Here is a 12,033-nt window from a genome sequence, read left to right as displayed (position 1 = left end):
AAGGGACTTAAATGTTGAAAAAGTACATGTTTATTCTCATAATCCTTAATTTCATTCTTACGGGGTGCTGGGATAAGAGGGAGTTAAACGAGCTCGCAATTACACTGGCATTGGGTATTGATAAAGTGGAGGGTGAAGATGAATACGAGGTAACCGCACAAGTAGTTGTACCTTCTGCCGTTTCCATGAAAGACGGGACAGGGGGTGCAACAGTCACACTTTTTACAGAGAATGGGGAAACAGTTTATGAAGCACTTCGTAGAATGACAAAAGTCTCGCCTAGGAAAATATATCCCGGACACCTTCAAATGCTGATCATTGGTGAAGAATTGGCTAAGGAAGGAATAGGTGAATCTTTGGATTTACTCGCTAGGGATTGGGAACTTCGACCTGACTTCTATGTTGTTGTTGCTAAGGATGTAACCGCCAGAGAAATTCTGAATGTCACAACAGATTTGGAAAGCATCCCTGCCAGTAAGATGTTTGCAGGTCTAAAAGTATCGGAAAAGGCTTGGGCAGGTACGACTGGTGTTACTTTAGATGAATTGATAGTCAATCTTATAAGTGACGGAAAAGAAGCTGTATTAACGGGGATTCAGTTGACAGGCAATAAACAAATAGGATCCACCCAACAAAATATAGAATCCATTTCTAAGCCAGCTCAAATCCAATATGATAATTTAGCCGTATTTAAAGAAGATCGGCTGATGGGCTGGTTAACTGAACAAGATAGTAGGGGGTATAGCGGTATAACCAATTCAGTTAAATCAACCGTAACATCAATATCTTGTCCTAACGAAGGGAAATCTACCATTGAAGTGACTAACTTCCATTCTAAAGTCGAGGGAAATATAGTCCATGGAAAACCCGAAGTAAATATCCATACGAAAGCCGAGGGGAAGGTAGGCGAAGTTAGATGTAAAATTGATTTAAAGAATCCGGAAGCCATACAGGAGCTTGAGAAAAATTATGAAAAAGAAGCGACAAGAATAATAAATGAGACAATCGATGTGCTACAAGAAGAATACCAATCAGACATATTTGGATTTGGTGAAGCTATCCATCGCGCCAACCCGGAAGAGTGGAATAAGATAAAAGAAAATTGGGACGAGGAATTTTCTGACTTAACAGTGAATGTTAAAGTAGATATGAAAATTCGCCTTACAGGGACGGTGAATAGTTCATTTTTAGAAAAGCTTAAGGAATAATCGCCATGTAAAAATAAAAGGAGTGCTTGAAAAAGAGTTGTTTGTTCAAAAGATCCCTCAGTGGAAGGTGGGTAAGGCATGATGCAGGATATTAAAATAAATCCATATCAATTTATGGTTTTAGTCGTGTTGTTTTCAGTTGGTACAAGTATCTTAATTGTTCCGTCATTATTAGCTTCCGAAACAAAACAAGATGCTTGGATTGTTGCAACCCTCGGCACAGCAATTGGATTAATCGTAATATGGTTATTCTGCTTAATCGCACAATGGTTTCCGAACTAAATATCCTATTGGCAATTATTATTGTGATGGGCGTCCGATTAGGATTAGAAACAATTGCACGTTCTGCAGAAGTATTAATTCTATTTTGCTTGATATTTTTTCTTTTTTTAGTATTTTTCATTTCTCCGCAAGTAAATTTAGATAACTTGCAACCAGTATTTGAAGCCGAACCTAAAAAAATTGTTCAAACATCTTTATCTTTTATAGAAGTAACTTCGGTCAATGCTATTGTGTTATTAATGATTTTTCCTGCCTTTGTTAACACAGGCCTTAAAGCTAAAAAGTTCTTTTTGATTGGGAACTTATTAGGTGGAATTGTCATTATTATTTTTACGTTTTTATGTGTAGCAGTATTAGGGGCTTATAATACTGGAATAGAGCTGTATCCGGGCTATGTATTGGCTAAAAGGATTAACATCGGTGAATTTATACAACGGATTGAGGCATTAATGGGCACACTTTGGATTATCGCACTTTATTATAAGGCAACCATTTATTTTTATGTTACTGTTTTAGGTTTCGCGCAAATATTCAATTTAAAGGATTACCGCCCGTTAACGATACCTTTTGGAATCATTGCGGTAGTCATTTCGATTGTAATTTTCCCTGATGTCATTTACCAGCAGCGGTGGGATACTACAATAGGTTTAATGTTCTCCTATACAATTGGTGTATTCTTACCTATTTTACTGATAGTAGTGTATGCCATCCGAAGAAAACAATTAAAGAAAGTACCTGAAGAACCTTAAGTGGGAGAATTGATGCAGGCACATCACCAATAATTGAGCGCGCTTCCGACGGGGAACAGTGCTCCTTTTTATTTGAGTACGATTTATGTCTACTGGATCGATTTCTGAAGATTCTATATTTTGTTATGATATACTTAATCAGTAAAATAATTTAAGAATAAAAGGGGAGTACCAAAAATATGGAATACATCACACTTAATAATGGAATAAAAATGCCGATTGTTGGTACAGGTACAAATACGTATGGTAAAGAAAATAACGACTATAACGGAGCGTTAACAAATGAAATTCCTGAGCTCGTAACAGCACTTGAGTTAGGATATCGATCAATAGACGCAGCGATTAGTTATAGAAACGAAGAGCTTGTCGGGGGAATTTTAGCAGAAAGTACAGTACCCCGAGAAGAGTTGTTCATTACAACGAAAATTCCGGCGAGAGAAGAATATGTATCTTCAAAGGAGTCGACTCGAGCAGCAATCGATAACAGTCTAAAAAATTTCCGAACAGACTATTTGGACCTGCTTCTGATTCATGCACCAATCGAGGACAAGGAACAGTTTAAAAACACTTGGGAAGTTTTTGAAGAATATTACGAAGCAGGTAAATTGAAAGCAATCGGCGTTTCAAACTTTAGAAAAAATCATCTGGATGAATTGAAAGAATTCGCGAAAGTGAAGCCAGCAGTTAATCAAATACAAATCAACTTAAAAGAAAAGAACGAAGACCTTCTTGCTTTATTAAAAGACGAGGGCATTACACCTGTTGCATGGGGACCGATGAAAACTGAAGCACATCAAGAAGAAGTGTTGGATGAAATCGGCAAAGCCTATGATAAATCGGGTGCACAAGTTTTATTGAAATATCAAATCGAGCGCGGTGTTGTCGTTATTCCGAAATCACACAACCGTGAGAATCAGGCAGCGAATCTGGATCTTTTCGATTTCGAACTAACTGATGCGGATGTGGAAAAAATTGAAAACCTTTAATTAATCACTACGATTTTAAATCATTTAACGCGTCTCCTATTTTGGAGACGCTTGTTCTGTATCTGCCTTTGTTAACAGGCCACTAATCAAAATAAAAGCACCAATGAAAAACATTGCAATAAACAGTATGACCATCACGCCCATTCCTGCAAAGCCTTCCCCGGCAAAAATTGCGAAACAAATACCAATTAGCCAAGAAACAAACGGGTTTAACACAATCATGACCAGGATACCCCATACGATCCGATTTCTTCTTTTAGATTGATTTTTTGTTACCGCCCGGCCAATTGCTGCGACAACAACTATGATTAATAATGCGATTCCCATTGCCTTTTTACCCCCTAATTTTTCGTTCGCCAATACTATACGTATATAATTGGCGTCCGACAACATAAAAGATTACGTATAAAGGAATTAATAGTTCATCATGAAGTAACCAATCCTCTAATGTATCCGGCTGGAATTGCCAATAGACAATCATTTCATATACGAATGTCGGTACGATAAAAATCGTGGCCACATTCAGCCATTTTGTTTTGTAGGCCTTTTTCGCTTCGTTATATAGTAGCTCCCATATTCCGAAAACGACTGTACAGAGAAAAAGCAGCGACAAAATAACATCGGTGGAAATAGGTGAGTCGTTACGTGGCTCCAGCCATTTTGTAATAAAGTGGGAGCTCAAACATAGTGTAAACGTTGTAAATACAATCACCGCGCAAAAGCGGATCCATTTATAATGCGGAAACAACACTTTCTTCATTTCTTTTTCAATGTGATGCGCTTCACCAAACGACTGCAAAGCGAGCTGAATGGCTTGTTGTTCTGTATAGCCAACCATTCGTAATTCATCGATATGTTCCAAAATATGATTTTCAAATTCTTCATTCATCAATGTACGTTCATCATCATTGATTGGCAAATTCGCTATAATTTTTTCAACATATTGTTTAACGATTTCCATATAACCCACCTGCCGTTCGTTTGATTAAACGGGTCAATTGCTCCCAGCTTGATAACTTTTGCTTTAATTTTTCACGTCCAATATCCGTAATGGCATAGTATTTCCGGCGTTTTCCGGAAGTTTCATCTTGCCAGTAACTGGTCACAAAACGATGCTGTTCTAAACGCTTTAATGCCGGATATAACGTTCCTTCATTCATCGAGTAGGCTTCATCGCTTAAAACACGAAGCTGCTTTGTCATTTCATAGCCGTACCGATCCTGTTCTGCCAGTAGGGATAACAGTAAAATATCGATACTCCCTTTCATCATTTCTTTCTCCATTTTTTACAATCACCGCCTTTAAATACATATTAATCCAATGTACATCGTATTACAATGTATAAATGGAAACCTGTTTGACGAATAATTCTATTCTGTCAGTATGAATAATATAAAATGGATATTTATGTTAAGGTATAGAGAATAAAATAGGTAAGAGAGTGAATACTCAGCCGCAATAGAGAGTGTAAAAATGAAGTATGACCAGAAATTCTTGTTATTACAAAAACTATACAAAACTTACCTCATCTAAAATATCGATTAGGATTATTTGGTAGATAGAAAGGAAGTCATCCATTGTCAAAAGGGCTTATTCATCATATTGAACTATATGTTTCAGATTTAAAAACTTCCATTAACTTTTGGGGATGGTTGTTAGAAGAATTGGGATATGAATCTTATCAATCGTGGGAAAGTGGACAGAGTTGGAAAATCGGAGAGACCTATATCGTTTTCGTGCAAGCAGAAGAACGGTTTATGGATATTCCTTATCATAGATGCCGGGTAGGTCTAAATCATTTGGCTTTCCATGCAAGTTCGCGTCAACAAGTAGATGAGATGACAAGAAAGTTAACAAGTAAAGGCGTTAATATCCTTTATACTGATAAACATCCCTATGCAGGAGGGGAAAATTATTACGCTGTTTTTTTTGAAGATCCGGATAGAATCAAGGTTGAACTTGTAGCACCATGATTATGCCGGTTTTAGACTCATGAAAAAAGGAATACCTACTGAATGTTAGGTATTCCTTTTCACACACTTATTAACGAAATCTATTCTTTTCGCATAATAAAGCTCAAGTGCCTGCCGGTTGAGCGGTCCTGGCGATGGGAGAATCCGTCCTCATCCAAAAATGTGCACATTCGGTCAATCGAAATGTTTTCTTCAGGCACACCTGCAAGCATGCACTGTGTTTTCACGGTTAATTGGTTGTCGATATGGAATTTGCTCGTTTCTTCATTCCAGTACATAAATTCGTCCGCATAACCGAGTGCTTTGAATTTTTCCTGGACATCGGCATCCACTTCGAATTTCTCTTGGCTGATTGCTGGCCCGATCATTACTTTCAAATCACGTAAATCGCAATTTTCCTCTTGTTGTAAATGTTGAAGCAACTTCAATGTAATTTCTTTAATCGTCCCTTGCCATCCAGAGTGCACAGCCCCGATGACATTTGTTTTTTCATTATAAAATAAGACCGGTACACAATCTGCGGTAAAGCTTGAAATCACAACGTTCGGTTCGTACGTATACAATGCGTCGGTATCATGAACAGCAGTTGTGTTGTCGGTTGCTCCTTTGCCGATTTCCGATTTTTCCACACGGAAGAAGTTGGCACTATGTGTTTGATTGGCGCATACAAACTCTGATAATTCGGTTTGCAGCAGTGAGGCAAGCTGTTGGCGGTTTTCGATAATATCAGCTTCGTTTTTGCAAACATGGAGTGCCATATTATTGTCCTCGGCTAATGCTGGATCTTTTAATGTAATACCTAGTACGCGTTTTTCATTATTTTCATAAAATTTTACCTTCATTTTATCACCCCCTGTACTATACCCGTAAATGCAAATTTTGTATAGGCAAATAGTGTTTGGTATAATGATTGGAAGTAGGGGGAATGTGATGAAGAGTTGGCAAATCATTTTAACCGGTTTTTTACCTTATGTCATGGCGGTCATGGTTTTTATTGCATTTTCATTGCCTTATATTAATGAATCGATCACATTCGGTACTGCTCTGTCCATAATTATTTATGTTTTGCCGATTTATTTTTTTGTCGTGATTCCCTGGTATTATGTGCTGTACCTCATGCGTAAAAATTACAGCAAACGTGCACTTTACTTAACAAGTTTTATCTTTTGCATTCTGCAGCCTATCATTTTCGGATTGCTGATAAAAGTACCGATCGGCAGCTCAGATTTTTTATTTTTTGTATCACCACCGTTTATAGTTGGCATAATGGTTAGTACACTTTGTATTAACTGGTTTTATCCCGTATTAACAGGTAGTACGATTCCCGCCTCTAAAATTGAGCAGGGCGAATTGGTTCAACTAACAATCAGTGGAGATGAAAAACCCCCCACTGAATGAAGTTTTACCTTATAGAAGATTTGCAGCAAACGAAAAATGGAAGGGGAGAGCCGATTGGAATTGACGATTGAATGGCAATATATCACAAAGGCCAAGCAGGAAATTACATGGCGAAGTGAGGCAATTCCTGCAGCGCATGCCTATACGCTTGTACTGGATATGGAAAACACGGGCCGTACAAAAAATATTGTGATGACAGATGAACATGACAGTACATGGACATTAAAAGAGCTAAAAAAATATTTGAAATCTCTCGAAACAGAACCTACCGAAGTGGAAGTCTATTTTGATGGCGGTTTTAATAGAGAAGAAAAGCTGGCCGGTTTAGGGATAGTCGTCTATTATAAACAGAACGGAAAAAACTATCGCTTGCGGACGAATCAGCTGGCGGAGTATTTAACATCAAACAATGAAGCGGAATATGCGGCACTGAATCTTGCTGTAGAGCAGCTTGAGGAAATGGGCGTGCATCACCAAAAAATAAAGATTTACGGTGATTCACAAGTCGTCATTAATGAAATGAACGGCGAATGGGGCGTAACGGATAGTGTTCTGTCAACGTGGGCAGATAAAATCGATGTGAAGCTTCAGAAGCTTGGCATTCGACCGGAATATCAACATATTGACCGCAAACTAAATGGTGAAGCAGATCAGCTCGCGAATCAGGCACTACTGGAAGTTGAAATCTACGCGGATATTGATATACGAAAGAGTAAGAAAAGATAATTGAAGGGGGATCATTCATGATACGTTCTGTTGGCACAGGGAGTTCGAGTTTAAATAACCAGACACGTCCCCGAAATTTACAGCAACAAACAACAGCTTTCCCGAAAATCGGGGAAGAACAAGGTGTCACACGAGAGCAGGAAAAACTGCGTACAGGTGAGCCCGAAAAAGGACCGATGATGGTCGGTGTCAAACCGAAAGCACAGCTGAAATCCATTTTTGATGAGCCAAATGGAGTCGTGAAGCTAAATGCGGACGGCGACAAATTGGAAGTTAGCAAGCGTGCGATTTCACTCGCAAAAGAAGTGCTCTATATTTAATGAAAAAGCTCCGCAGGGAAAATATCCCGGCGGAGCTTTCGTTTTAGATTATTGTTTTTCAAATGCGCGTTCACCAGCGATACCGGGTTGCGTTAATTCGAATGGATTTAAGATAATATCAAGCTGCTCAAGTGTGAAATAGTTGTACATTAAGCAAAGTTCGCGTACAGATTTGCCGCTATGCAGTGCTTCACGCGCAATTTGACTTGAACGCTCATACCCTAAATGTGGAGCCAGTGCTGTAATTACACCGATTGAACGCTCAACAAAATCATGCAGACGCGCTTCATTCGCTTCGATATGGTCCAGGCAGTATTTTGTAAATACTGTGAAACCGTTCGTCATAATTTCAATCGACTGAAGCAGATTAAATACTAGAACCGGTTCCATTACGTTAAGCTCAAATTGACCTGCTTCTGATGCAAGTGAGATCGTCACGTCGTTACCGATCACTTGGAAAGCAATTTGGTTAATTACTTCCGGCATAACCGGGTTTACTTTACCTGGCATAATAGAAGAACCTGGCTGGCGTTCCGGTAAGCGAATTTCTGCAAATCCGGCTTTTGGACCTGATGCCATTAAGCGTAAGTCATTACAGATTTTCGACATATTCATCATAGCGATTTTTAGCATTGATGATACTTCTGCATACGTATCGGTATTTTGTGTACCGTCGATTAAATTGTCTACTTTAATGAACGGGAAGCCACTGTAAACCGCAATGTTTTCCACAGCTAATTTCATATATTCCGGATCTGCATTTAAGCCTGTACCGATTGCAGTTGCGCCAATATTGATTTGCAGCATTGTTTGCTGCGCTTTTTTGATGCGAGCAATATCACGAGAAACAACGGCAGCGTAAGCACCAAATTCCTGACCTAAACGAACGGGTACAGCATCTTGTAAATGTGTACGTCCCATTTTAACGATTGAATCGAATTCTACTGATTTTTTGATAAAGCTATCACGCATCATTTCCATTGCAATAATTAGATTATCTAATGTAGAAACTGTTGCGATATGGATAGCCGATGGGAATGCATCATTTGTTGACTGCGCCATATTGACATGGCTGTTAGGACTAATGATTGAATAAGTACCTTTTTCTTCCCCTAAAATTTCCAGTGCACGGTTAGCAATTACTTCATTGGCATTCATGTTCATTGAAGTGCCTGCTCCGCCCTGAATTGGATCTACAACAAACTGGTCATGTAATAGTCCTGAAATAATGTCATCTGATGCTTGTGCAATTGCATTGGCAATTACCGGATCCAATTTACCGATAGCGGCATTTGCAAGTGCCGAACTTTTCTTTACGATGGCAAATGCACGAATTAATTCAGGGTGCATTGTCATTTTAGTAATCGGGAAATTTTCTAATGCACGAGTTGTTTGAACGCCGTAATAAACGTCCTTTGGAATTTCTAATGTGCCTAAAAAGTCTTTTTCAATACGTGTACTCATTTGTACAAACCCTCCAAGAGAATGGTGTAATAGTTGGATAAACAACTACATTATACGCCATTTTATGATAAAAGCTTACTTGCTGAATTATTAGTTTATTTAACGTAATCTTGTAAGTTTAAATTAACCAATAGTAACAGATAAAATGTGGGAATATCGTAACTTTTTTATTTTTCATCCGACTAATTACGTAAGAAACGAGGTGATGGACATTGAAAAAATGTTTTAGTTGCATGCTTGTCATGGGACTGATCTTTCTACTTACAGCATGTAATACGAAAGAACAAGCAACCTCATCCAATTCGACCGACCCTGTTCAGGAAGAAAATCAAGTTGAATATGAATTACAGTTTCATTTAGATTCGATTCCTCCTGAAGTTGGTACGAGTATTTCAATCGTGCAGGATGAAAAGCTTTATACGACGTGGGCCGATATTTTTGGTTTTGAAACGATTCCGCCCATCGATTTTGAATCAGAGGAAGTGCTGTTTGTCACAGGATATTCAGATGGCTGTGGAAGAGAAATTGAAAAAATCGAAAAAGACGGGGATACATTAGTTATTACTTTAAATTACCCTGAAGATATTCGCGAGAAAGACATCGCCTGCACAGACATTGCATTAGACAATACGTATGTTGTCAAAATGAAAAAGACAGACACAACAAAAGGTAAGCTGATCGATATCAATCGAACAACATACGAAGAAGATTCAACAGTACAGGAAAAACTGCAGTAAACGAAAACAGAATTACGAGGGGCTACCAATTCCTCTATATAAAATATTACACTGAAAATATTGAATTTTCGGTGTAATATTTTTTTAGTCATAAATCTTCTGTAAGAAGAAAACATTATGTTGGGAATAAGGTTAAATTGCTATATACATAATAACCGACTACGAATATCCATTGTAAGGCGGGCAGAAAATTGGTAGTATGATTATTGTACAATAATAGTATTGAACGCGAGCTATAGGAAACTGGAAGATGCCAGATGACCTATAGGCAACTAATTGCATACATATCAAGCGTTGATCGTCGTGGATAAAACTACTGGCGGGAGCAGTTTCTGGAGAGAGCGCGAATACCGCGTCGCCGAAGGGTTCATAATCTCAGGCAAAAGGACAGAAGAGTAATGAGAGACGCTTTTCCTTAAAAATTGGTGTATGTAGCATCCACTGTTTGAAGAAGAAAAGCCCTCGATAGATGTCACAGATTTTTTGAAATCTGGACGCGATTTCGCAGAGGCGAGATCGATTATTCTTAGACACAGGGACTGGCACATAATCAGTCCCTGTTTTAATTTTCCAGAAAAAATTACTTGATGGACCGCGATGAAGTACTTATTATTTTGCGCTGTGTAAACAGACAAAATACTTATCCTTTGGAGGAATCGTTTTGGAACAACAAGAATTAAAGCGCGATCTGAAAAATCGACACGTTCAGTTAATAGCGATTGGAGGAACAATCGGAACGGGGTTGTTTTTAGGGTCAGGTAAAGCGATCTCACTTGCAGGACCTTCTATTATCTTTGCATACTTAATCGTTGGAATCGCACTATTTTTCGTCATGCGTGCACTTGGCGAAATGCTTTTATCAAAAGGCGGCTATGCATCGTTTACCGAGTTCGCCACTGAATACTTAGGGGATTGGGCAGGCTATATTACCGGCTGGACATACTGGTTCTGCTGGATTATGACAGCAATGGCGGATATAATCGCTGTCGGCATGTACACGCAATACTGGTTCGACATCCCGCAATGGGTACCGGCTATCGCATGTTTAGTAGTTTTACTTATTTTGAATTTATTGACGGTCAAACTGTTCGGAGAGCTGGAGTTTTGGTTTGCGTTGATTAAAATCATCACAATTGTTGCATTGATTGCAATTGGAATTATATTGTTGATCATTGGTTTTGAAACAGATACAGGCAAAGTTGCCGTATCGAACCTATGGGAGCACGGAGGGTTATTCCCGAATGGGGCATTTGGATTTTTAATGGCGTTCCAGATGGTTGTCTTTGCATTCGTTGGGGTTGAATTAGTAGGGGTAGCTGCTGCTGAAACGGCAAACCCGAAAAAGAATATCCCATCTGCCATCAATAAAATTCCCGTACGTATTCTGCTGTTTTATGTAGGGGCATTATTCGTCATTTTAACAATCAATCCTTGGGATACATTAAGCGCTGCAAGTTCACCATTCGTTCAGGTTTTCGCATTGGTAGGTATTCCGATTGCAGCAGGTTTAATTAACTTTGTTGTGCTGACATCAGCTGCTTCTGCAGGAAATAGCGGGATGTTCTCAACGAGCCGTATGCTGTACAGTTTAAGTAATAATAAACAAGCACCAAAAGCATACGGTAAATTAAACAAAAATGCGGTGCCGCAAAATGGTCTGATATTTTCTGCGGTCGTAGTTTCGATTGGGGCATTGCTTAGCTACTTCATGCCGGACGATGCATTCAGTATCGTGACAACAATTAGTGCGATTTGTTTTATTTGGGTTTGGAGCATTATTCTGATTTCGCATATCATTTACAAAAAGCGTCATCCGGAATTACATAAAACTTCAGTTTTCAAAGCGCCATTAACACCCTTCATCAACTATTTAGTATTGGCATTCTTCTTATTTTTACTAGTCATTATGGCTATTTCCGAATCAACGAGAACATCACTGCTGTTAACACCGTTATGGTTTATACTGCTGTTTGTTCTTTATAAGGTTCGAAAAAAATAAACAGTAAACCGGGTTTCCATCGAGGAAGCCCGGTTTTTTCTATTAGTTTATTTTCCGTAAAAATTGGCTTCTTGCCTCTGAAAAGATTTTATTGTCACATGAATCACAGGAAAATTTTCCCTGCATATTCCGTTTGTAATTCCGGTATTTTACCGTTCCTTCTATTAATAAAAATGGTTTTTTACAGCAGT

The 12,033-nt window shown here is 38.6% G+C and carries 15 protein-coding genes and 1 riboswitch; of the genes, 10 read left to right on the top strand and 5 right to left on the bottom strand.

Annotated elements, in window-relative coordinates; genetic code table 11:
- Window positions 1-11: 11 nt before the first annotated feature.
- The 4 genes from CBM15_RS11475 (at window position 12) to CBM15_RS11465 (ending at window position 3,225) form a co-directional block, all read left to right on the top strand.
- On the top strand, window positions 12-1,208 hold the full coding sequence (locus CBM15_RS11475; RefSeq protein ID WP_239835836.1) for a Ger(x)C family spore germination protein: 1,197 nt from the start codon (window positions 12-14) through the stop codon (window positions 1,206-1,208).
- A gap of 78 nt (window positions 1,209-1,286) precedes the next feature.
- Entirely contained in the window at window positions 1,287-1,490 is a 204-nt protein-coding gene (locus CBM15_RS19555; protein WP_239534803.1) for a GerAB/ArcD/ProY family transporter, read from the top strand.
- Window positions 1,451-2,239, top strand: coding sequence for a GerAB/ArcD/ProY family transporter (locus CBM15_RS11470; protein ID WP_239534804.1), 789 nt, complete (start codon window positions 1,451-1,453; stop codon window positions 2,237-2,239). Before CBM15_RS19555 ends, CBM15_RS11470 begins: the two co-directional genes overlap by 40 nt.
- Window positions 2,240-2,418: 179 nt before the next feature.
- Window positions 2,419-3,225, top strand: coding sequence for an aldo/keto reductase (locus CBM15_RS11465; RefSeq protein ID WP_087617617.1), 807 nt, complete (start codon window positions 2,419-2,421; stop codon window positions 3,223-3,225).
- Window positions 3,226-3,261: 36 nt separating this feature from the next.
- On the opposite strand, the gene CBM15_RS11460 is transcribed toward CBM15_RS11465, so the two are convergent.
- The 3 genes from CBM15_RS11460 to CBM15_RS11450 are packed head-to-tail and all read right to left on the bottom strand — an operon-like array spanning window position 3,262 to window position 4,508.
- Window positions 3,262-3,552: a hypothetical protein gene (locus tag CBM15_RS11460; protein ID WP_087617616.1), complete on the bottom strand. Its 291-nt coding sequence runs from the start codon at window positions 3,550-3,552 to the stop codon at window positions 3,262-3,264.
- 7 nt (window positions 3,553-3,559) lie between these two features.
- Window positions 3,560-4,186 carry a permease prefix domain 1-containing protein gene (locus tag CBM15_RS11455; RefSeq protein WP_087617615.1) on the bottom strand — a complete coding sequence of 209 codons (627 nt, stop codon included), beginning with the start codon at window positions 4,184-4,186 and terminating at the stop codon, window positions 3,560-3,562.
- Window positions 4,173-4,508, bottom strand: a complete 336-nt coding sequence (locus CBM15_RS11450; RefSeq protein ID WP_087617614.1) for a PadR family transcriptional regulator — start codon at window positions 4,506-4,508, stop codon at window positions 4,173-4,175. The genes CBM15_RS11455 and CBM15_RS11450 overlap by 14 nt, the downstream gene beginning before the upstream one ends.
- Window positions 4,509-4,802: 294 nt before the next feature.
- Between CBM15_RS11450 and CBM15_RS11445 the strand changes: the two genes are divergently transcribed.
- Window positions 4,803-5,198: a VOC family protein gene (locus tag CBM15_RS11445; protein ID WP_087617613.1), complete on the top strand. Its 396-nt coding sequence runs from the start codon at window positions 4,803-4,805 to the stop codon at window positions 5,196-5,198.
- Between the two features lie 80 nt (window positions 5,199-5,278).
- Here the strand turns inward: CBM15_RS11445 and pgeF are convergent, their stop codons facing one another.
- Window positions 5,279-6,040, bottom strand: coding sequence for a peptidoglycan editing factor PgeF (pgeF, locus tag CBM15_RS11440; protein WP_065216197.1), 762 nt, complete (start codon window positions 6,038-6,040; stop codon window positions 5,279-5,281).
- Window positions 6,041-6,128: 88 nt separating this feature from the next.
- Between pgeF and CBM15_RS11435 the strand changes: the two genes are divergently transcribed.
- From CBM15_RS11435 to CBM15_RS11425, 3 genes are read left to right on the top strand one after another with little or no spacing between them, the layout of a single operon-like run.
- Window positions 6,129-6,596 carry an ATPase gene (locus CBM15_RS11435; RefSeq protein ID WP_239534805.1) on the top strand — a complete coding sequence of 156 codons (468 nt, stop codon included), beginning with the start codon at window positions 6,129-6,131 and terminating at the stop codon, window positions 6,594-6,596.
- A 54-nt stretch (window positions 6,597-6,650) separates the two neighbouring features.
- Window positions 6,651-7,322: a DUF771 domain-containing protein gene (locus tag CBM15_RS11430; protein ID WP_087617612.1), complete on the top strand. Its 672-nt coding sequence runs from the start codon at window positions 6,651-6,653 to the stop codon at window positions 7,320-7,322.
- A 17-nt stretch (window positions 7,323-7,339) separates the two neighbouring features.
- Window positions 7,340-7,642, top strand: coding sequence for a hypothetical protein (locus CBM15_RS11425; protein ID WP_008406683.1), 303 nt, complete (start codon window positions 7,340-7,342; stop codon window positions 7,640-7,642).
- 48 nt (window positions 7,643-7,690) lie between these two features.
- On the opposite strand, the gene aspA is transcribed toward CBM15_RS11425, so the two are convergent.
- Entirely contained in the window at window positions 7,691-9,106 is a 1,416-nt protein-coding gene (aspA, locus tag CBM15_RS11420) for an aspartate ammonia-lyase (protein ID WP_008406686.1), read from the bottom strand.
- 212 nt (window positions 9,107-9,318) lie between these two features.
- On the opposite strand from aspA, the gene CBM15_RS11415 reads away from it, so the two are divergent.
- A complete protein-coding gene (locus tag CBM15_RS11415) occupies window positions 9,319-9,843 on the top strand; it encodes a dehydrogenase (protein ID WP_087617611.1) in 525 nt (174 codons plus the stop codon).
- 322 nt (window positions 9,844-10,165) lie between these two features.
- Window positions 10,166-10,244, top strand: a riboswitch (glycine riboswitch).
- Between the two features lie 260 nt (window positions 10,245-10,504).
- A complete protein-coding gene (locus CBM15_RS11410; protein WP_087617610.1) occupies window positions 10,505-11,842 on the top strand; it encodes an amino acid permease in 1,338 nt (445 codons plus the stop codon).
- Window positions 11,843-12,033: the final 191 nt, after the last annotated feature.

It is taken from the genome of Solibacillus kalamii, from assembly GCF_002174535.1.
In the GTDB taxonomy this organism is placed as follows: Bacteria; Bacillota; Bacilli; order Bacillales_A; family Planococcaceae; genus Solibacillus; species Solibacillus silvestris.
The sequence above is the reverse complement of the archived record's forward strand: the minus strand, read 5'-3'. Positions and strand labels throughout refer to the sequence as shown.